Origin of the sequence: Iodidimonas gelatinilytica, from assembly GCF_008579125.1 — a bacterium.
In the GTDB taxonomy this organism is placed as follows: Bacteria; Pseudomonadota; Alphaproteobacteria; order Sphingomonadales; family Rhodothalassiaceae; genus Iodidimonas; species Iodidimonas muriae.
Genome location: NZ_BKCL01000009.1, coordinates 14,470 through 34,248, shown reverse-complemented (window position 1 = coordinate 34,248; position 19,779 = coordinate 14,470). Strand labels below are relative to the sequence as shown.

Here is a 19,779-nt window from a genome sequence, read left to right as displayed (position 1 = left end):
GGATATATTTGAAAAGATCCAGAATGACGACCACCGCAAAAGAGGCGATCCACCAGCTTTTAACCGGAGACGATGAGGGGCGTTTGTGCCGCGACATCCCCGAATCTGCCTGCAAGGATCAGCCGGGGAACTTCCTTATCCATATCGCCAGTCTGGCGGCCACAAAAACCGGCGATGGATTGGCCGATCCGAAACTGGTTTTATCCTGGCTGCTTGGCGCTTTGGGGGCCCCCGCCTTTTTCATCGGCCTTTTGGTTCCCATCCGCGAAGCCGGTGTTTTGGTGCCGCAGCTTTTCATTTCCGCCGCCATCCGCGCCCTGCCGGTGCGCAAATGGATATGGGTTTTTGGCAGCGCCGTTCAGGGCCTTTCGGTGATTGGGATGGGGATGACGGCCTTCTTTATGGAGGGCCGCATGGCAGGCTGGACCCTTGTGGGGCTATTATCCCTTTTTGCCCTTGCCCGCAGCCTTTGTTCGGTCAGCTATAAAGATGTTCTGGGCAAAACCTTGTCCAAATCCACCCGTGGCACGGCATCAGGCACCGCCGGCACAGTAGCGGCCGCCTTCGTTTTGCTGTTCGGCACTTTATTAAGCAGCGGGATCTTGGACAAATCCGTCCCCGTCATCGCCAGCGCCTTGATATGCGCCGGTGGCTTATGGGGGATATCCGCCGTTCTTTTTGCCACACTCAAGGAAAAACCGGGGGCCACAGAAGGCGGGAAAAACGCTCTGCCATTGGTGATCGAGCAATTCGGGTTATTAAAGCGCGATCGCCAGCTTCGACGGTTCATTCTCACCCGCGCATTGCTGCTTTCAACGGCGCTCAGCCCGCCTTTTCTGCTCGCCCTCAGTGGTCAACAAAGTGGCCGGAAACTGGGAGAATTGGGCCTGTTCGTGCTGGCCTCTGCGCTCGCATCTTTGGTGAGCACCTATGTCTGGGGGCGCATATCCGATCGGTCCAGCCGCAAAGTGCTGCAGCTCACCGGGTTGTTGGCCAGTCTCCCCCTTGGAATCGCAGGGAGCCTTGGAATATGGGCCCCACAGATGATCGGCCTTCCCCTGTTGATGCCTTTTGTGCTGTTCGTTTTGATGATCGCCCATCAAGGGGTGCGGTTGGGGCGTTCCACGCATCTGGTGGATATGGCCACCCCCGATCACCGCGCCGCCTATACAGCACTCTCCAATTCCATGATCGGGCTGTTGCTCATCATGGGCGGGGGCTTTGGCGGTCTTGCCTATATTTGGAGCGAAAGTGCCGTGCTCGTTTTGTTTGCCATTATGGGGCTTTTGGCCGCCTGGGCCGCATCGGGCCTTGATGAAGTGCAGCAGGATTAGGCCGCAAGATCAGAAAGTTTCATCCAGCGGCTTTGCCAAAGCATCCCGCGTTTTTGAATGTGTGAGATTGAGATGCAGCGGCGTGATGGAAATCCATCCCTCGCGCACCATTTTCAAATCCGTTTCCTGAGCAGGCCGCCCCGGCTCCCGCGACAGGCGAAACCAGTAATAAGGAACCCCGCGCATATCTGTGCGTTGTTCCACATTCAATTGCCCCAAATCGCGCTGGCCCTGCTTTGTCACCCGCACGCCCTTTACCAAATCCGCATCCACCGACGGGAAATTGATATTGATCAGGGTTTCTACCGGCCAACCTTGAGCCACCACTTTTTCGATCATGGATTTGGCATAAGCCTTTGCGGCGCTCCAATTGGTGAGCACCGGTGCGGGCTTGACGGCTTGGCTTAGCGCAATGGAGGGAATACCCGCCAAAGTGCCTTCCATGGCAGCCGCCACCGTACCGGAATAGGTAACATCTTCCGCCAGATTGGCCCCGCGATTGATGCCGGACAGCACCAGCGTCGGGCGCTGGTCCTTCATGATATGATTGACCGCCAGCATCACGCTGTCGGTGGGGGTGCCGCGTACCGCAAAGCGCTTTTCATCCACCTGCCGTAGCCGCAAAGGCTCCGTAAGCGTAAGGGAATGTCCGGCGCCGGATTGTTCCGAATCCGGGGCCACCACCCACACATCGTCCGACAATTCCCGTGCGATGGCTTCCAGATACCGGATACCGGTGGCGTGGATGCCATCGTCATTGCTGACCAGAATACGCTTTGTGGAAATAGGCCTGCTCATGGAGTTATTCTGTCCATCCCGCCCATATAGGGCTTTAATGCTTCGGGTACGGTGATGGAGCCGTCTTCATTCTGATAGGTTTCCATCACGGCAATCAATGTGCGCCCCAATGCCAGTCCAGAGCCATTGAGCGTGTGGGGAAAGCGTGTTTTCTTTTCCGCCTTGCCACGGCTGCGCATCCGCATCCGCCGTGCCTGGAAATCACCGCATAAAGAACAGCTAGAGATTTCACGATAGGTGTTTTGCCCCGGCAGCCATGCTTCGATATCGAAGGTCGCTTGCGCTGAAAAGCCCATATCTCCGGTGCATAAGCGCATCACCCGATAGGCAATGCCCAAACGCTTCAAGACCTCTTCGGCACAGCCCACAAGGCGGTCCAGTTCAGCACGGGAGTCTTCAGGCGTGGTCACCGACACCAGTTCAACTTTGCTGAACTGATGCTGGCGCAACATGCCGCGTGTATCACGTCCCGCCGCCCCCGCTTCCGAGCGGAAACACGGTGTCAGGGCTGTCACCCGGATTGGAAGGTCTTCTTCCGTCAGAATGTGTTCACGGCCCAGATTGGTCAGGGTCACTTCCGCCGTCGGGATCAACCAATGTTCATCACCGGCGCGGTACAAATCTTCGGAAAATTTCGGAAGCTGTCCGGTCCCGATCAAGGCATCGGAACGCACCAGATAAGGGGTCGCCACTTCTTCATAGCCATGTTCTGTGGTTTGAAGGTCCAGCATAAACTGGCCAAGCGCCCGTTCCAGCCGCGCAAGACCGCCTTTCAAGACCACAAAGCGCGAGCCAGACAAACGGGCCGCCACTTCAAAATCCATCAAGCCAAGGGCTTCCCCCAGTTCGAAATGCTCTTTCGGGGCAAAGGAGAAGTGCGGCTTTTCGCCATGAACGCGCACCTGCACATTATCGGCCTCATCGGCCCCATCGGGGGTATCGTCCAACGGCACATTGGGGATGCCCAACAACAGATCATCCAGTTCGGCGGCAACCGCACGTTCGTCGGCTTCCAGCCCTGCCATTTTTTCTTTCAGGGCCGAAACCGCATCCATCAGATCCTGAGCATCGCGGCCTTCACGCTTGGCAAAGCCAATGCCTTTTGACGTTTCATTGCGTTCAGCCTGCGCTTTTTGAATGTCGGTCAACAGCGCCCGACGACGGCTATCCAACGCGGCAACCTTGGCGCCCACAGGGGCAACACCCCGGCGTGCCAGTGCCGCATCAATGGCTTCAGGGTCTTCACGAAAAAGGGAAATATCGAGCATCTATATCTGTCCAACCGACGATGAAAGCGGATCAGGATGCAGCACCGGCCTTATCATCTGCACGCGCAGCCCGGCGCGCCGACATCCCTATGGCTATGATCGATATCTCGTAAAGCAGCAGGATCGGAATGCCAAGCCCGATCTGGCTGATAAGATCCGGCGGAGTGATCAAAGCGGCCACCGCAAAGGTGATTACAACGGCATATTTGCGCTTTTCCCGCAAATCATCCGCGGTGATCAACCCGGCACGGCCCATCAAAGTGAGCAAGACCGGAAGCTGAAAAGACAAACCGAAGGCCAAAATCAGCTTCATGATCAAAGAAAGATATTCGCTGACCTTGGCTTCAAGCTGAATCGCCAAATGGCCATCCCCCGCAGCCTGTTCAAAGCCGAGAAAGAACTTCCAGGCCATTGGGATCACAAGATAATAAACAAGGGCAGCCCCAAGAACGAACAAAATGGGCGTGGCCAGAAGAAACGGCAGAAAGGCTTTTTTCTCGTGCTTGTAAAGCCCCGGTGCCACGAACTTCCATATCTGGATGGCAATGATCGGGAATGCGAGGAACACCGCTCCGAAAAAGGCCACCTTCAGCTTGGTGAAAAAGGCTTCATGGAGGGCGGTGAAAATCATCCGGCGACCTTCATGGCCGGCCAGCGCATCGGCCAAAGGCTGTGTCAGAAAATTATAGATGGGGTCCACCACGAACCAACAGCCGATGAAGGCCAGAAAAATCCCCGCCAAGGCCCACATCAAGCGCGAACGCAATTCCATCAGATGCGCCATCAAAGGCATTTTGCCGGCATCGACCTCAGAATCGTCGGTCCCGGTTGTTGCTTTCTTTTGCTCAACCACGATGGCCCTCGTTTTTCTTTTCTGGGCCTTCATCGTCAGTATCGCCGTCGGGCTTGCCAGCCAAAACAGCTTGCGGCGCAGACTGAGCCCCTAACGGGATTGCATTGGCGTCTTTTGGCGCATCGCTGCCCTCTGGGGCTGGTGTCGCCGGTCCCAAGGCCGGGTCTGTCGTCTCTGGCACCACTTTCGTTGACCCGGAATAAGGGCGCGGCCCGCCATTGCCGCCCACCGTCAGCTCCGAAATTTTCGGCGCAGGCTTCACTTCTTCGCCGGTGGAGGGATCGATCATTTTCTGAAGTTCGCGCTTGGGGTCCAAAAGGGTCGCCTGATAGGCGCGCGCTTGCTTGCGCAACTCATCCAATTCGGTTTCCCGGGCCAACGCATCCATATCGCTTTGGAACTTACCAGCCAAAGACCGGGCTTTGGCAATGAACCCGCCCACAGCTTTCATCACCTTTGGCAAATCTTTTGGCCCCACGACCACGATCGTGACAACGGCAATGACAAGCATTTCGGTCCAGGCAATATCGAACATTCAAAAGCCTTATCTCAATACGACCGTAAAAATGCCCTCAGGCACCTTTTTGCGTGGCATCTTTGGCGTCAGACGTCTTTACATCCGCCGCTTTCACATGGGCCGCACGCTTGTCAGCGATGGCTTTCCGTTCTTCTGGTGTTGCATTTTCGGGAATGGGTTGTTCCGCTTCATCCCCATCGTCCTTCAAGCCTTTCTTGAAGCTGGTGATGCCCTTGGCCACGTCGCCCATCAATTCCGAAATCTTGCCACGCCCAAACAGCAGCACCACCACCACAGCGATGAGAGCAATCTGCCAAAAACCAATACTCATTCAGTTTTCTCCTAAAAACCAATCGGCCAATTGAGAGGCCGGAAACCGTATCTTGCCAAAAGCACAGAGCATAGGCAATGCGGTTGATTTAACCTCGACAAGGTTTTTCTACCCATGAGTGTTTGCGCTGAACATATGAAATTCATCCAAAGTCGCACAGACAGCAACCATCTCTCCAATCTTTACCGCATGTCGGCGGGGCTGTTCCATGATTAATGGCGCATCCAGCCCATCGGACGTTAAAATGAGCCGTTGGACCGGCCCCAAAAGCCGGGCATCTTCCACCCGCATAGGAACCCCATCACCCGGTTTTGCAAGGGTTAATGCCGTGCCTCTGAAATAAATAGCAACATTTTCGCCTTCAAGAGAGGGGGACGCGGAAATCGGCCCAAAAGGCGTGGCTACCTTGCCATTCTGCACCGATCCCATCAAATGATTCGGGGCGCCGAAAAAAGTCATGACAAAAGGGTCTGCGGGCTTGAGATAAACCTCTTCGGGGGTTCCCGCCTGCAAAACCCGCCCGTCCCGCATGATGATGATGCGGTCCGCCACCGCCAATGCCTCATCGGGATCATGGGTAACGATCAGCGTGGGAACCGCCCGGCTTTTCAAAACAGCCACGGCCCTTTGCCGCACATCGGCGCGCAAGGTCACATCCAGACCGGAGAAAGGCTCATCCATCAACATCACATAGGGTTCGGGCGCCAAGGCACGGGCCAGCGCCACCCTTTGTTGCTGACCGCCGGAAAGCTGATGCGGCCAGGCATCGGCATAGGCTTTCAGATCCACGTGATCCAGAAGGTCCAGAACCTGTTGGTCCCGCGTGCTTTTATCGCGGTTCTGCACACCAAAGGCGACATTTTGCGCCACCGTCAGATGGGGGAACAACGCAAAATCCTGCAGCACAAGACCAACCCGGCGTTGTTCGGGGGGCACATGCACATCTTTGGAAGCCACCTGCCGCCCGCCTACACGCACCGTGCCCCGCGTCAACCGCTCCAGCCCCGCCGCTATCCGAAGGCAGGTTGTTTTCCCACAGCCCGAAGGACCAAGCAGACAGACAATCTCCCCCGGTGCCACCGTAAGGGAAACGCCGCGCACCACATCGTCCCCATCATAGGCGAACTGCACATCCTGAAGATCCAGCGCACCGCTCATGGTTGCTCCTCATCAAAGGGCAGTGTCGGTTCCATTCCCGAATCCGCTACATCGCGTTCCAATGACAGGGCAATGGCCTCTTCAAGATCGATCTGGGCTTCATCTTCATTGTCTTCTTGCGCCCGCACGGTTTCGCTCTCCATCTTGTCCAAAGCCTCATCCACCGTATCAAGAAGGCCGGCGGCCTTAAGATCCGCAAGGCCGGGCAGCGCATCCAGACTCTCAAGTCCGAAATGAGCCAAAAAGCTGTCTGTGGTGCCAAACATCAAAGGACGCCCCGGTGAACGCTTACGCCCGCGGGGTTTCACCCATCCCGCCTCCATCAGCACATCCAAAGTCCCGCGGGACAAACCGACCCCGCGAATATCCTCGATCTCGCCGCGTGTCACCGGCTGGTGATAAGCGATGATGGCAAGGGTTTCCACCGCAGCCCGCGACAATTTACGCGGGTCGTCCTTTTCCCGACGCAACAAGAAAGACAAATCCGCTGCGGTGCGAAATTGATATCCGCCCCCGACCGATGCCAACACGATACCGCGATGCTTATAGCTTTGCTCAAGCAAGGCCACCGCCTTTGCAGCATCCCCCTCTTCCGGTATCAAGGCCGCAATATCGGAAAGCGTCATGGGATGGTCCGCCGCAAACAAAATGGCCTCCACCATCCGCACATGATTTGCCTGGACATCTTCAGCCCCATCGGTGGCATTGGCCTCTTCACCGCTCATCATTATCGCTTTCCATGCTGTCATAGCCCGCATCATCACGCCGCCGGACATAAAGTGGCCCATAGGCAACCATTTGCCGAATATCTGCGCGTCCGGTGCGTGCCAATTCCAGACTGGCCACAAACATACTGGCCAGAGCCGACCGGCGCATCCGCGGGTCATCCAGATGAGTGGGTAAGAAATCGCGCAATTGCGTCCAGTTGAACGCGCCGCCCACCAGATCATTCAAGCGCCTTACGGCCTCGTCCAGCGCATAGACCGGCCGCTTGGCGATGTGCATCGAGGTCACAGACCCCCGCACCCGAATATCCGCATAAGCACGCAAGAGATCATAAAGGCTGGTGTCATAAACCGCATGATAATCCACCGCCAGACCTTCCGGCGCACCATGGGTAAACACATCGCGGCCCAATCTATCCCGCGCCATCAAGGCGGCCCCCGCTTCCCGCATGGCCTCAAGCCTTTGCAGACGCACCTGCAGGCGCAAGGCCAATTCTTCGGCGCTGGGTTCTTCCGCATCGTCTTGTCTGGGCAATAAAAGCCGGGATTTCAAATAGGCGAGCCACGCCGCCATCACCAGATAATCCGCCGCCAATTCAAGCCGCAATTTCCGCGCTTCGGAGATAAAGGCCAGATATTGCTCCACCAAGGCCCGGATCGAGATTTTTTCCAGATCCACTTTTTGGCTGCGGGCCAACATCAAAAGAACATCCAGCGGGCCTTCAAACCCGTCCACATCCAAAATCAGGGCATCGGGTGATACAGCGGAGTTCTGGCGGGCACGAGCCGCATCGGATGGTCCGTCGAACCCGTCCAGATTATGCTGCTGCCCTTCATCCGGTTGCGCCGTCATGGCCTTTACCCCAACCGTAATACCGACAAAATACCGTCATAAAGCCATTGGCTGGGCACCAATAACAAGCTGCGCGCCGGATCGAAACCCAGCCCCAATTCCCGCGAAAGCATGGGCAGCAGAAACAGTCCGCCAATAACGATGAAAAAGCCATAGCGCTCAAGTTTGGCATAGTGGCGCGCCAGATCATAAGGCAGCAGACCCACGGCCACACGCCCACCATCAAGGGGAGGAATGGGCAGCATATTGAAAATCGCGATCAGGCAATTGAAAAACACCATCACATGCAGCATTTGCACGGCCCAATTGCCAAATCCGCCGCCAATCGCCACAGCAAAAGGCAACAAAGCCGCCCCAAGAAAAGCCAGAGCCAGATTGGTTCCCGGCCCCGCAAGCGCCACCAGAATCATGTCACGACGGGGATTGTATAAGCGCCGCACATCCACAGGGACGGGCTTTGCATAGCCAAAGGCAAAACCGGTCAACACAATCAACAACAAAGGCAGCACAATGGTGCCAAAAGGATCGATATGCACCATTGGGTTCAAAGACAGGCGCCCTGCTTTTTTGGCGGTATCATCGCCCCGGATCCACGCCACATATCCATGGGCCGCTTCATGCAATGTCACCGCAAGGAGCACCGGCAGCGCCCAAACCGCGATCTGCGCAATTGTTTCGCCCAATCCTGACATCATCGCGTCACTATACTCCACATCCGGTGCGGCTAAGCCCCGGTTTATTCAGCGAATACACCCCGGCTCTTTGCGTCAAACCCAGGCGCCGATCAATTGCGACAGGCGCGCACTGGCATTATCGAGATCGGCAGGGGCAGGATTGGCAATCAAAGACAGTGACTGCGACAAACAATCCGCGAGATCGGCACTCATCATCTCGGTGACCTCGAGAACCGTGCGGGCCTGATCAAAATCACCCGAACAATGCAACACCAGATCGCAGCCCGCATCCAAGGCTCGCACCGCCCGTTCAGCCATCGAACCATCCAAAGCTTTCATGGTGATATCGTCCGATAGCAACACGCCATCAAAACCAATATCGCCACGAATGACATCTTCGATCATCTTGCTCGAAAGGGTGGCAGGCAATGCCGGGTCGATGGCGTCATAGACAATATGGGCGGTCATGGCGAAAGGGGCATCGGCCAGGGCTTTAAAGGGAACGAAATCCGTTTCACACAAACTGCGCACGTCCGCATCGATGCGCGGCAAGTCCAAATGGCTGTCCATCGTGGCGCGCCCGTGTCCGGGGATGTGCTTTATCACAGGCAACACGCCGGCATTGATCATCGCATCCACCGCCACCCGACCCAAGCGGGACACCACATCCGGATCAGCGGAAAAAGCCCGATCGCCGATGATGTCATGGCCTTGGGGGTAAAAGAGATCCAGCACCGGCGCGCAATTCACAGTGATGCCCAAGCGGCGCAATTCGCATGCTTGCAGGGTCGTCGCCAGTTGAAGCGCCGCAGCCGCCTCTATGAAATCTTCTTGGGCAATGCGCCCATAAAGAGCCGCAGGCGGAAATTCGCGCCAATGGGGCGGTTGCAAGCGGGCCACGCGCCCGCCTTCCTGATCCACCAAAACCAGCGCATCCGCATCGCCCACCGCATCCCGGAACGCCCCAATCAAACTCTGAAGCTGATCGGGTGTTTCACAATTGCGCCGAAACAGAATAAGCCCGGCAGGGCGTTCAGCGGCACATAAGGCAGCTTCATCTGCCGTCAGTTCCAACCCGCTTACGCCGAGAATTATGGGTTTTGCTTTACTCACTCCGGGGCCACCACGATGCAATTCAAGTCCAGTTTCTTAACTTCGTCGCATTTTGCAAGGGCGGCAGCACGATCAGGGAAAGAACCAAAACGCACCCGATAATATGTCGCCATGTCCCGCTTGGTTTCAACAAGCTCCGAGGTCAGATCGCCGAAAACCTCTTTATGTTCGAATTTCGTCTTGATCATCCATGTCCGCGCATAATGTTTCTGGCGATAAGCGGCCACTTGAATAGCCCATTGATCTCTGGGCAATCCTGCAGATGCTTTTTCTTTGGACGGCTTTGATGCGGCACTGTCTTTTTCAGCATCCTTTTCAGCCACATCCGGCTCGTCCGCCGTCATTTCGGCAACAGCGGCTTTCGCGCCATCATCTTTATCAGGATCACCGGATACTGCTGCCACGACCTCTTTCACGCCCGATGCTACAGGCTCGGCGCTTTCTTCGATCCGCGCTTCCAAAGAGGGCACATCGGGGCGCTCCAAAGGCGTTTCCGCAATGGGGCGAAGCTGTTCATCGGCATCGGAACGCTCACCCGATACCCGGTTGAACACCAGCTTGTCTTTATGGGGCACATCCATGCCGCCGCGATCTTCGGGCTCTATTTTCGTCGGGCCTTCAGGCGCTTCCACCAGAATCGGCTCGCCGCCACCTTCACCCTGAGAGTAGATCATCCAGATCAATGCCGCGAACAGCACCACCACCGCCACCGAAATTCCGGCGATCAGAACACGCGGGAAAAGGCTTGGTTCGTCCTTCACGCCCGCTGCATCTTCATCCACCGGCTGAAGCCACGGAGCGTTTCGCCATCATCTTGCGCGTCATTGTCATTGACCATAATTTTCCAAGGGCCTTCGCCCATCCCTTCCCCAAAGGTTTCAATGCATCTCGTCGAGTGGCTCCACACCGAGAACCGCCAATCCCGACGCAAGGACCACCGCAACCGTGCGGATCAAGGCCACCCGCGCCCGGGTCAGGGATTCATTCCCTTCAATAATAAACCGACGCTCCGGGCGATCATTGCCCTGATTATAGAGACTGTGAAACTCGGACGCCAAGTCATAGAGATAAAATGCCACGCGATGCGGCTCATGGGCAATGGCTGCCGTTTCCACAAGCCGCGGCCAAGCCGCCACCCGCTTGATCAGGGCAATTTCCGACTCTGTTTTCAATAAGCTCAAATCCGCATCCAGAAGGGCTGCATCATCTGCCGCCATATCGGGAAAGGCTTCACAAGCCTTACGCACCGCCGATTGCACCCGCGCATGGGCATATTGCACATAAAACACCGCATTATCGCGCGATTGTTCTTTCACCTTGGCAAAATCGAAATCCAATGTGGCGTCATTCTTGCGCATCAACATCATGAAGCGCACGGCCCCCGCGCCCACTTCATCCACCACTTCGCGCAAAGTGATGAAGGTGCCGGCGCGTTTCGACATTTTCACCGGCTCTCCGCCACGGAACAGGCGCACAAGTTGGCAAAACCGCACATCGTAAAATGCCTTGCCGCCCGATATGGCCTTCACCGCCGCTTCCATGCGCTTGGCATAACCCGCATGATCGGCCCCCAAGACCAGCACCATATGGTTAAAGCCCCGGACGAACTTATCATAATGATAGGCGATATCGGCGGCGAAATAGGTGTAGCTACCATCGGATTTTTTCAAAGGCCGGTCCACATCATCGCCAAATTGGCTGGCCCGAAACAGGGTTTGCGGGCGCGGCTCCCAATCCTCGGGCGTTTTGCCTTTGGGTGGCTCCAGAACGCCTTCATAAACAAAGCCTTCTTTTTCCAGCCAGTTGAGTGTTTCATCCACCCGGCCCGATTGATGCAGGCTGCGCTCGGAGAAAAACACCTCATGGCTGATGCCAAGGGCAGCCAGATCATCACGGATCATGTCCATCATGCTTCGGTGGCAAAGTCACGAATCGGCTGCATCCACACATCTTCCGGCTGATCCAGCCAAGCATCGCCGTGGATATCTGCCAGTTTTTCGCCAACGCCGATCAGATAATCGCCGGGATAAAGACCTTCGGGAATGGCCCCCATATCGCGGCCCCGCGCTTCGCAATAGCGCCGATAAACCGAGCGGGCCAGCACATCGATCTGGGCCCCAGCATCATTGATATAATATTCCCGTGTGACCGCATATCCGGCCTTTTCCAAGAGATTGGCCAGCGCATCGCCCACAACAGCACCGCGCACATGCCCCACATGCATCGGCCCCGTCGGATTGGCCGACACATATTCCACATTTACTTTTTGCCCTTCAATGGCCACCCCTGCCCCATATCCAACGCCTTCTTTCAGCACATCGGGAATGCGGGCCAACCAGAAATCATCGGCAAAACGCAAATTGATAAAGCCCGGACCGGCAATCTCTGCGGCCACAACATCGTCATTTTCCCGCAGCAGTGCCGCCAGATCTTCGGCAATGGCACGGGGGTTTCTACCGGCAGGTTTTGCCAGAACCAAAGCCGCATTGCTGGCCACATCGCCATGCGCAGGGTCCCGTGGCGGCTCTACCGTTACGGCATGAAGATCAAGGTCACCGGGCAAAGCGCCATCAGCCTGTGCGCTTTTGATGGCCGCATCCAGAAGGGTTTTGAAATATGCAAAGACGTTCATTTGGGGCTTGCCGATATACTGAAAAGTTTTTCGTGGTCACGCAGGGCGAAGCGGTCTGTCATACCGCCGATGAAATCAGCCACTGCGCGGGCGGTTTCTGTGGTTTCCGGGCCGGTTGCGATCTTGGCCCAGAAGGGCGGCAACAGCTCTGGCTCGCTCATATACAGGGTGAACAGATCATGCACTACCCTTTTTGCCTTGCCGGTCATGCGGCGCACAAAGCGATGGCGGTACATATTGGTGAACAAAAAGTTCCGCAACACATCCACCTCGGCCTTCATGGCAGGAGAGAAATACACCACCGCATGATCTGCACCGCGGATATCATCCACCGAAACAGGGTCCAGATCGGCGATCAACTGCCGGGAATGTGTCAGAATATCATCGGTCATCCGGCCGATTAGCCGCCGCACCAATTCATGGATACGCACATCTTGGGGAATGTCGGGGAATTTGGCATCCACCGCATCCAATGCGGCCCGAACCAAAGGCACCTCGGCCAATGCTCCAGAGAAAACAGCCCGGCCCGCAGGCCATCATCAATATCGTGATTGTTATAGGCCACATCATCGGCAATGGCGGCTACCTGCGCTTCGGCACTGGGCCATGTGTGCAGCTCCAGATCATCAATCCGCAAATATTCTTTTAGCCCGAAAGGCAGGCTATCGGGCGGGTTTTGCGAATCAATGGGGGCATCCACAAGGGGGCCATTGTGTTTTGCCAAACCTTCAAGCGTTTCCCAACAAAGATTAAGGCCGCTGAATCCTGCATAAGGATGCTCCAGCGCCGTTACCAGCCGGATCGTTTGGGCATTATGATCGAATCCGCCATAAGGCTGCATCGCCCGATCCAGAGCCGCTTCGCCTGCATGGCCGAAGGGCGGATGGCCCAGATCATGGGCCAGTGCCAGCGCTTCTGCCAAATCCTCGTTCAAACGCAAGGAACGGGCCAGCGCCCGGGCAATCTGCGACACCTCGATACTGTGGGTGAGGCGCGTGCGATAATGATCGCCTTCATGATACACGAAGACTTGGGTTTTATGCTTCAACCGGCGAAAAGTGCTGGAATGAATGATCCGATCCCGATCGCGCTGAAACACCGTTCGGGTGGCGCTTTCCGGCTCAAAAATCAAACGCCCGCGACTCTCGTTGCTCTTGGCGGCCCAAGGTGCCAGCAGCGTTTCCATCGCCATATGCGGCGCTAAATCAATTTTATGGTCCATTTTGGCATATGTATCGGCTCTTTACGCCCTGTGCAATGCGAACAGCGCATTGACACTGATCGTAAAGTTCCTAAATCTAAGCTCGAATCCGCGACCCTGTTTAGGAAACCATGATATGGCTGAAGCGCCACCTCCTGTAAAGCTGACTGAAAAAGCCGCCAACCGGCTGAAAAACCTGATCGCCGCCGAAGGTGGGGACGATCTTGCTTTTCGCGTGTCGGTTTCCGGCGGTGGCTGTTCGGGATTCAGCTATAAATTCGATCTATCGCGTGAAGAAGAGCCCAGTGACATCGCATCGAACCAACATGGCGTGAAGGTGCTGGTAGACGATATGTCGCTTCTCTATGTGCTTGGGTCCGAAATTGATTATGTGGAAGATCTGATCGGTGCATCATTTCAGGTGAAGAACCCCAACGCGCAATCCTCATGCGGTTGTGGCTCTTCCTTTTCTGTATAAGCACCGGTTTGGCTGAACGCGCCCCCTCAGATCCGGTAAAACGACCCCACACCAGACAGCATCACATTGAACGCAAGGCTGATGCGCTCGCCGCCTTGGGTGGGTGTTTCATAGCCGTGCCGGATCTGGCTGGGGAACAGATAGCACAGCCCCGTTTCAGACGGATAAGCAATGCGGTTGGCAGTAAAAATGGTTTGCTGCTTTGATGTAATGGCCAGATAAGGCGATGTGTTGATTTCGGGCTTTTCAAACATCAAGGGCGCGCTTTGTTTGCGGTCCGCCTTTAGATAATAAACGCCGCTCACCACCGAATTGCCGTGAAAATGCATGCGTTGGAAGCCACCTTCCGGTGCACGGTTCACCCATGCGTGGACGATGGCGAATTTCTCATAATCATAGCAATAAACATTATCGAGATAATCTTTTACGCAAGATTCCAGATGCTTTCCCAAAGCCTTGAATCGGTCTTCCTTCAAGATATTGCGATCCTGGCTGGTGGATTGGGTGGTTGAGCCATAATTCTGCTCAAAGTGCAGATCATCGATGCGCACATCCTTATGATCCGGATTCTCATATCGAACCACCGCACCTGCCGGGAAAATGGGGCGTACCTCGCCTTTCGGTTTTTGTGGCTGGGTCACAGGCCAATTCCTTTCGTGCAGCGGTTGAAATACTTATACCAATTGCGTCTCAAACCTTCATAATCCGTTGCCATCCGCTCTGGCAAGGGACAGAGCGGACAAGGACCGGAAAAAACAGCCCCGCCGGTTTTCTTTTCACCGGAATGTGCGCATGGTTTTCGCAATCTCCCATGCGTGATGCTTGACATTCTTCCCGGCAAAGGGCGATCAAACGCACATTCTTACTGTCAGACAAGGCTGGATCCCCATTTCATGTCCCAAAAGGCCGATACGTCCCATCCGCTTTATGGCGCAAACCTTGCCACTTTGTGGTCTGTCTGGCGCAAAGCCGACGGGCTTTCCCCGGACCGTCGCCAACATATGCGCGGCGCTTTTAGTGCCGCCCTTGGGCGTTTGCCTTTTTCCCTTGTGGAACGGGCTTATGTGGCGGTGAAACGGCATCAGGCCAAAAAGGCACCGGCCCCTATCTTCATCCTTGGCCATTGGCGATCCGGCACCACACATCTTTATAATGTGCTCTCCAAATCCGACCGCTTTGGCTATGTTTCGCCTTTCGCCACCGCCTTGCCATGGGATTTTCTGCTTCTGGGTCGGGCGCTGGCACCGCTTTTGACGAAAAAGCTGCCCGAACATCGCTATATCGACAAGGTGCAGGTCAATGCGGATTCGCCACAAGAAGATGAAATCGCCCTTGCCAATATGACACCCTTGTCTTTTTACCACGGGCTGTATTTTCCCAAGCAGTTCGACCACTATTTCCAGCGCGGGGTGTTTTTCGATCACACCAACGCCACAGACATTGCGCAATGGCAGCGCGATTTGCGCTATTTGTACGACAAATTGGCCCTTGCCCAGCCGGGACGGCGCTTGCTGATCAAAAATCCGGTCTATACGGCACGGCCCGCCATGCTGCGCACCCTGTGGCCCGATGCGAAATTCATTCATATTCACCGCAATCCGGTGAAGGTGTTTTTGTCCATGCGCAATTTCTACACGGCCTTGTTTGCGCAATTTGCCCTGCAAGATTGGTCGCATGTGGATATTGATCGGGTGGTGCTGGAAACCTATGCCCGCATGATGAGCAATCTGCGCGCCGAAACCAAAGATCTGACCAAAAACCAGTTTGTGGAACTCAGCTTTGATAATTTCCAAAGCGATCCCATGGCCCAGATCGAGCGCATCTATGATCATTTGGACCTGCCCGATCTGGATGCCGACCGTCCGGTGTTCGAAGGATATCTGGAAAGCGTGCGTGATTACCGCAAAAACAGCTTCACCGCATCCGATGAAGCGAAGGAAAAAGTGGCAACCCATTGGGGAGAATTTATCCGCCATTGGGGCTATGAGGACCAAATCTAATGATGGCAGGGCGCCTTGCATGCATGGTGCTGATGGGGCTGATGATCTCCGCCTGCAAAGACAACAGGTCGCCCGCGCCTTCCTCTCCCATAACCGTTTCCCATTGCCGCAGCGTGGACGTGGAAGACACGCAGGGCCGCACGGTCACCGGTATCGAGGATATGGAGATCGACCACGCATCGGGGCAGATTTATCTGGCCGCCTATGACCGGCGCACGGCGCTGATGAACACACCACCCGCCGATATTTTCCCCGGTGGCGTGCTGATGCTGGAGATGGCGGATCTTTCCAATCAACCGAACCGCCTGATTGCCCACCCCCTGCCCTTGCCCGACAACAGCCCCATACGCCCGCATGGCCTTGACCTGACCATCGGGGAAGACGGCACCCGCCGACTTTACACCATCGACCGCTTTCCCCATGACATGGGGCAAAATCCGCGTCTTCTGGCTTTGACATTGACCGAAAACGGGCAAAGGATCGATCTGGCCCGCCCTATGGAAAATGCCCAGCCCCTATGCAATGCCAATAATATGGTCGGTCTGGGGGAAGGACTTTATGTGTCCAATGATCGGGCGTCTTGCGGGGCCGTGGGACGGGCGGTGGAAAATATTTTAGGGCTGGCCCGCGGCACAGTTTTTTTCCAGCATAAAAGCGCCAGCTACCCAGTATCCGAAGGGCTGTATTTCACCAACGGCCTTGAAATTCTTGACGGTCATGCGCCCACCCATAGCGAACGCGCCTCCTCCCCCCTTTCCGGCCCCATCCTTCTTGTAGCCGAAACCCGCCGAAAATCCATCCGCGCCTTTTCCATAATGGATGCAAAAAGCGGCCAATTGGGGCCGGTACAAGCCGACATATATCTTGAGGCCGCGCCGGACAATATCACTCTTGGCGCCGATGGTGCCGCTTATATCGCCGCCATCCCAGATCTGTCGGATTATGCGCTGTTCAAAAGCCGCTTCGGCCGCAACAGAACTCCCGACGGGCAGGTCTATCGCCTGTGGCGCGATCCCGAAAATGGATCCTTTTCCTGGGCAAAAATCCTTGACCTAAAGGGGGATATCCTGCCCGGAACCACCGTTGCCGCCCAAAGCGGACCATATCTGATCCTTGGCTCTGCCTTCGCACCGGGCCTTGCCCTGTGCCACATTGATCAGGATGCAACAACACAAGAGCAAGCACAATGAGCCGATCTGTACTTGTTACCGGCGGGGCAGGCTTTATCGGCAGCCATTTGGTTCGCCAACTTATCGGTTCAGGCTATGATGTGCATGTGCTTGACCCTTATGCCTCGCCGCAAGCTCTTCCTGCGGATGTTGTCTGCCACCAAGCTCTATCCTGGACGATACCGCCCTGGAAAAAGCCATGGCTGGCCGCGATCAGGTGTTTCATCTGGCCGCCAACGCACGGCTATGGGCGCGCGATCCGGCCATATTTGATGCTATCAATCACCAAGGCACCAAACGGGTGGTCAAGGCCGCAAAAAAAGCCGGAGTAAGCCGCCTTGTGGCCACCTCCACCGCGTTGATCCTGCGCGATTGGCGCGATCGCGACCCCAGCCCCATTGCCGAAACGGACCCGAAACCTGCGCTTCAGGGGATGGCCGGCCCCTATAGCCGGTCCAAATGGCACGCCGATGAAGCCCTGCGCCGCGCCATGGGGGACGGGCTGGACGTGGTGATCCTTTATCCCACCGTTCCCATTGGCCCGCCCGATAACTTCATCACCGAACCCACAGAAATGCTGAAAGGGTTTCTTTTCAACCCGCCGCCAGCCTATTTGAAAACGGCGCTCAATCTGATCGATGTGGCGCAAACCGCGCAGGCGCACCGGATTGCCGCCGAAAAAGCGCCGACCAATAGCCGGTTTATTCTGGCAGGCGAAACCATTGAGTTTCAGGACCTTCTGGCCATTCTGCATCATATCAGCAACAAGGCCATGCCGCGCATATCCATCCCTTGGTGGGTGGCTTCATTGGCAGGACAAAGCGGAGACTGGGCCGCGCGCTTCACCGGAAAAGCTCCGGCAGCCTCTGTGGAAGCGGTGAAGGTGGCAAAACACCCCAGACGCTTTGATATCCAGCAGGCGCAAACCTGTCTGGATTGGGCCCCGCTACCCGCAAAAGAGGCCATCACCCGCACCGCAAACGCCATTCTGGGCCATTCATAGGGCATAGACTTCAGGCAGCTTTGCGAAAGACTGCCATTTGCGACGGGCCGCCCAGAAGCGGATGCGCCCCCCCGAGATCAGACACATCCACATCATAGCCACGCCGCTTGGCCACCCCGCTTGCCCAGGCGTGAAACCCGGCACGATCCCATTCAAAGCGATGATCGGGATGGCGAAAACGGTGCGGCGGCACCCCTAGAAGATCATTGAACTCCCGATTGGGTGTGCTGATCAGGATGGTTGCGGGCATAAGCTGGATAAACACCGCTTTTTCCAGCCGCGATAGATCCGAAGGCGCGATATGTTCGATGGTTTCGCACATCACCGCCAAATCGATCTGTCGATCATGCCCTTGCGGCTCGATCATCGAGCCAAGCCTTATGGTCACCCGCTCTCGCAAATCGGCATCAAAAGCTGCAAGCCGGTGCCTTAAGGCTTCAATCGCAGCTCTGGACTGATCAATGCCGACAATCCGCTCGATAGACCGGTCTTTCACCAGATCCAGAAGCAAGGCCCCATCGCCGCACCCCAGATCCATCACCGACCGCGGCTTCATTTTGCGGATCGCCTGTATGATGGTTTGAAGCCGGACATGATGAAGGTCGCTGGTCATAAAAAACGCCCAAATTATATGCTCTGTCGCACCATCCAAAAGATATGCTTTCGGGTGCCATAGGCATTTGTTTGTGGCGCACAAACAATGCGGCTGTTAAGAGCGAGTATTGCCACCCCCCATTTGGAGCCTGTTATGCTGAACGCTGTATTGTTCATTATATGCGTACTGATCTGGGGGTCTACTTGGTATGCCATCAAATTCCAGTTCGGCATCGTACCCATTGAATGGTCGGTGGCCTATCGCTTTTTTCTCGCCGCCATTTTGTTGCTTGGCTGGTGTATCATCAGCCGTCGCCGTCTGCGCTTTTCATGGTCCGATCATGCCGTATTCGCAGGGCTTGGGGCCTTGTTATTCTGTCTCAATTATGTGCTTTTATATTGGGGCACCAGCTATCTGACCTCTGGCCTTGTGGCAGTGATTTTCTCCATGATGTCGCTGGCCAATCAAGTGAATGGCGCTCTATTGTTACGGATCCGTATCGAACCGAAAGTGTTGGTGGGGGCCTTATGCGGGCTTTCCGGCCTCGGGCTGATTTTCGCGCCGGAATTTTCCAAAATCAGCGGCAATGATGGCCTCGTTACCGGCATTGTTTTGTGCCTTTTGGGCACGCTGTCCGCTTCATTCGGCAATACATTGGCGGCCACCGAACGGGGCAAAAATTTTCCGCTTTTTGCCTTTAACGGCTATGCCATGCTGTATGGCAGCGCTTGATGGCACTTTATGCCGTACTAACGGGAACACCACCGGCGCTGGATCTTGGTGTGGGCTATGTGGTGTCTTTTCTCTATCTCACGGTTTTCGGCACGGTGGCGGGCTTCACGATTTATCTTACCCTTCTCAAAACATGGGGCTTGGGCCGCACGGCTTATGTGGCCATTGCCATTCCACTGGTGGCGTTGGCCGTTTCCACGATTTTTGAAAATTATCAATGGACGCCGCTGGCTGTGGCCGGTGTGGGGCTGGTTCTGGTTGGCAATCTGATGTTGATCCGCAAAAAGCGCCCAGCCCTTATGGCCACAGACTCCCTATCCAATCCGGAAAAGCCGGTGGTCTGAT

Annotated in this window: 20 protein-coding genes and 3 pseudogenes; 8 read left to right on the top strand and 15 right to left on the bottom strand. The window is 55.8% G+C overall.

Annotated features, from left to right (window positions below; all coding sequences use genetic code 11):
- Positions 1-23: 23 nt before the first annotated feature.
- Entirely contained in the window at positions 24-1,334 is a 1,311-nt protein-coding gene (locus JCM17844_RS11115; RefSeq protein ID WP_150001021.1) for an MFS transporter, read from the top strand.
- Between the two features lie 9 nt (positions 1,335-1,343).
- Here JCM17844_RS11115 and surE read toward each other — a convergent pair whose 3' ends face one another.
- The 13 genes and pseudogenes from surE to JCM17844_RS16070 all read right to left on the bottom strand — a co-directional run bounded on the left by surE (position 1,344) and on the right by JCM17844_RS16070 (position 13,448).
- Entirely contained in the window at positions 1,344-2,132 is a 789-nt protein-coding gene (gene surE, locus JCM17844_RS11110; RefSeq protein WP_150001020.1) for a 5'/3'-nucleotidase SurE, read from the bottom strand.
- Complete coding sequence (gene serS, locus JCM17844_RS11105) at positions 2,129-3,400, bottom strand: serine--tRNA ligase (protein WP_150001019.1); 1,272 nt, start codon at positions 3,398-3,400, stop codon at positions 2,129-2,131. The genes surE and serS overlap by 4 nt, the downstream gene beginning before the upstream one ends.
- Positions 3,401-3,431: 31 nt before the next feature.
- Positions 3,432-4,253 (bottom strand): twin-arginine translocase subunit TatC, encoded by an 822-nt coding sequence (gene tatC, locus JCM17844_RS11100; protein ID WP_235898982.1) that lies wholly within the window; start codon positions 4,251-4,253, stop codon positions 3,432-3,434.
- Complete coding sequence (gene tatB, locus JCM17844_RS11095; protein ID WP_150001017.1) at positions 4,246-4,788, bottom strand: Sec-independent protein translocase protein TatB; 543 nt, start codon at positions 4,786-4,788, stop codon at positions 4,246-4,248. Before tatB ends, tatC begins: the two co-directional genes overlap by 8 nt.
- Before the next feature lie 37 nt (positions 4,789-4,825).
- A complete protein-coding gene (gene tatA / locus JCM17844_RS11090) occupies positions 4,826-5,101 on the bottom strand; it encodes a twin-arginine translocase TatA/TatE family subunit (protein ID WP_150001016.1) in 276 nt (91 codons plus the stop codon).
- 108 nt (positions 5,102-5,209) lie between these two features.
- The gene (locus tag JCM17844_RS11085) at positions 5,210-6,259 is read right to left on the bottom strand and encodes an ABC transporter ATP-binding protein (protein WP_150001015.1); all 1,050 of its coding nucleotides are present in this window, start codon (positions 6,257-6,259) and stop codon (positions 5,210-5,212) included.
- The gene (gene scpB / locus JCM17844_RS11080) at positions 6,256-6,987 is read right to left on the bottom strand and encodes an SMC-Scp complex subunit ScpB (RefSeq protein WP_150001014.1); all 732 of its coding nucleotides are present in this window, start codon (positions 6,985-6,987) and stop codon (positions 6,256-6,258) included. The genes JCM17844_RS11085 and scpB overlap by 4 nt, the downstream gene beginning before the upstream one ends.
- Positions 6,974-7,837 carry a segregation and condensation protein A gene (locus JCM17844_RS11075; RefSeq protein ID WP_150001013.1) on the bottom strand — a complete coding sequence of 288 codons (864 nt, stop codon included), beginning with the start codon at positions 7,835-7,837 and terminating at the stop codon, positions 6,974-6,976. Before JCM17844_RS11075 ends, scpB begins: the two co-directional genes overlap by 14 nt.
- Before the next feature lie 5 nt (positions 7,838-7,842).
- Positions 7,843-8,529 carry a site-2 protease family protein gene (locus JCM17844_RS11070; RefSeq protein ID WP_150001072.1) on the bottom strand — a complete coding sequence of 229 codons (687 nt, stop codon included), beginning with the start codon at positions 8,527-8,529 and terminating at the stop codon, positions 7,843-7,845.
- 75 nt (positions 8,530-8,604) lie between these two features.
- The gene (gene nagZ / locus JCM17844_RS11065; RefSeq protein ID WP_150001012.1) at positions 8,605-9,624 is read right to left on the bottom strand and encodes a beta-N-acetylhexosaminidase; all 1,020 of its coding nucleotides are present in this window, start codon (positions 9,622-9,624) and stop codon (positions 8,605-8,607) included.
- Entirely contained in the window at positions 9,621-10,406 is a 786-nt protein-coding gene (locus JCM17844_RS11060; protein WP_150001011.1) for an SPOR domain-containing protein, read from the bottom strand. The genes nagZ and JCM17844_RS11060 overlap by 4 nt, the downstream gene beginning before the upstream one ends.
- Positions 10,407-10,502: 96 nt before the next feature.
- Positions 10,503-12,256: pseudogene (gene argS / locus JCM17844_RS17335) on the bottom strand (arginine--tRNA ligase).
- Positions 12,253-13,448 (bottom strand): annotated as a pseudogene (locus tag JCM17844_RS16070) (deoxyguanosinetriphosphate triphosphohydrolase). The pseudogenes argS and JCM17844_RS16070 overlap by 4 nt, the downstream one beginning before the upstream one ends.
- Positions 13,449-13,593: 145 nt before the next feature.
- Between JCM17844_RS16070 and erpA the strand changes: the two are divergent.
- A complete protein-coding gene (gene erpA / locus JCM17844_RS11045; protein WP_150001010.1) occupies positions 13,594-13,935 on the top strand; it encodes an iron-sulfur cluster insertion protein ErpA in 342 nt (113 codons plus the stop codon).
- Positions 13,936-13,961: 26 nt separating this feature from the next.
- Here the strand turns inward: erpA and JCM17844_RS11040 are convergent, their stop codons facing one another.
- Positions 13,962-14,576 (bottom strand): TIGR02466 family protein, encoded by a 615-nt coding sequence (locus JCM17844_RS11040; RefSeq protein ID WP_210431853.1) that lies wholly within the window; start codon positions 14,574-14,576, stop codon positions 13,962-13,964.
- A gap of 252 nt (positions 14,577-14,828) precedes the next feature.
- Here JCM17844_RS11040 and JCM17844_RS11035 point away from each other — a divergent pair, with 252 nt between their 5' ends.
- From JCM17844_RS11035 to JCM17844_RS11020, 4 genes and pseudogenes are all read left to right on the top strand, one after another.
- Positions 14,829-15,935: a sulfotransferase family protein gene (locus JCM17844_RS11035; RefSeq protein ID WP_150001008.1), complete on the top strand. Its 1,107-nt coding sequence runs from the start codon at positions 14,829-14,831 to the stop codon at positions 15,933-15,935.
- Positions 15,935-17,125 carry an SMP-30/gluconolactonase/LRE family protein gene (locus JCM17844_RS11030; RefSeq protein ID WP_150001007.1) on the top strand — a complete coding sequence of 397 codons (1,191 nt, stop codon included), beginning with the start codon at positions 15,935-15,937 and terminating at the stop codon, positions 17,123-17,125. The genes JCM17844_RS11035 and JCM17844_RS11030 overlap by 1 nt, the downstream gene beginning before the upstream one ends.
- Positions 17,122-17,229: pseudogene (locus JCM17844_RS16705) on the top strand (NAD-dependent epimerase/dehydratase family protein); the annotation flags it as partial. The gene JCM17844_RS11030 and the pseudogene JCM17844_RS16705, both read left to right, overlap by 4 nt.
- Positions 17,230-17,258: 29 nt before the next feature.
- Positions 17,259-18,107 (top strand): NAD-dependent epimerase/dehydratase family protein, encoded by an 849-nt coding sequence (locus tag JCM17844_RS11020; RefSeq protein WP_307725805.1) that lies wholly within the window; start codon positions 17,259-17,261, stop codon positions 18,105-18,107.
- 10 nt (positions 18,108-18,117) lie between these two features.
- Here JCM17844_RS11020 and JCM17844_RS11015 read toward each other — a convergent pair whose 3' ends face one another.
- On the bottom strand, positions 18,118-18,720 hold the full coding sequence (locus JCM17844_RS11015) for a methyltransferase (protein WP_150001005.1): 603 nt from the start codon (positions 18,718-18,720) through the stop codon (positions 18,118-18,120).
- Positions 18,721-18,855: 135 nt separating this feature from the next.
- Between JCM17844_RS11015 and JCM17844_RS11010 the strand changes: the two genes are divergently transcribed.
- Complete coding sequence (locus JCM17844_RS11010) at positions 18,856-19,434, top strand: DMT family transporter (protein ID WP_210431852.1); 579 nt, start codon at positions 18,856-18,858, stop codon at positions 19,432-19,434.
- Complete coding sequence (locus tag JCM17844_RS11005) at positions 19,434-19,778, top strand: EamA family transporter (RefSeq protein WP_150001003.1); 345 nt, start codon at positions 19,434-19,436, stop codon at positions 19,776-19,778. Before JCM17844_RS11010 ends, JCM17844_RS11005 begins: the two co-directional genes overlap by 1 nt.
- Position 19,779: the final 1 nt, after the last annotated feature.

Coding starts and splice junctions, on each gene's coding strand:
- JCM17844_RS11115 (WP_150001021.1), top strand. CDS start 24: ATGACGACCACCGCAAAAGAGGCGATCCACCAGCTTTTAACCGGAGAC.
- surE (WP_150001020.1), bottom strand. CDS start 2,132: ATGAGCAGGCCTATTTCCACAAAGCGTATTCTGGTCAGCAATGACGAT.
- serS (WP_150001019.1), bottom strand. CDS start 3,400: ATGCTCGATATTTCCCTTTTTCGTGAAGACCCTGAAGCCATTGATGCG.
- tatB (WP_150001017.1), bottom strand. CDS start 4,788: ATGTTCGATATTGCCTGGACCGAAATGCTTGTCATTGCCGTTGTCACG.
- tatA (WP_150001016.1), bottom strand. CDS start 5,101: ATGAGTATTGGTTTTTGGCAGATTGCTCTCATCGCTGTGGTGGTGGTG.
- JCM17844_RS11085 (WP_150001015.1), bottom strand. CDS start 6,259: ATGAGCGGTGCGCTGGATCTTCAGGATGTGCAGTTCGCCTATGATGGG.
- scpB (WP_150001014.1), bottom strand. CDS start 6,987: ATGATGAGCGGTGAAGAGGCCAATGCCACCGATGGGGCTGAAGATGTC.
- JCM17844_RS11075 (WP_150001013.1), bottom strand. CDS start 7,837: ATGACGGCGCAACCGGATGAAGGGCAGCAGCATAATCTGGACGGGTTC.
- JCM17844_RS11070 (WP_150001072.1), bottom strand. CDS start 8,529: ATGTCAGGATTGGGCGAAACAATTGCGCAGATCGCGGTTTGGGCGCTG.
- erpA (WP_150001010.1), top strand. CDS start 13,594: ATGGCTGAAGCGCCACCTCCTGTAAAGCTGACTGAAAAAGCCGCCAAC.
- JCM17844_RS11035 (WP_150001008.1), top strand. CDS start 14,829: ATGTCCCAAAAGGCCGATACGTCCCATCCGCTTTATGGCGCAAACCTT.
- JCM17844_RS11030 (WP_150001007.1), top strand. CDS start 15,935: ATGATGGCAGGGCGCCTTGCATGCATGGTGCTGATGGGGCTGATGATC.
- JCM17844_RS11015 (WP_150001005.1), bottom strand. CDS start 18,720: ATGACCAGCGACCTTCATCATGTCCGGCTTCAAACCATCATACAGGCG.
- JCM17844_RS11010 (WP_210431852.1), top strand. CDS start 18,856: ATGCTGAACGCTGTATTGTTCATTATATGCGTACTGATCTGGGGGTCT.
- JCM17844_RS11005 (WP_150001003.1), top strand. CDS start 19,434: ATGGCACTTTATGCCGTACTAACGGGAACACCACCGGCGCTGGATCTT.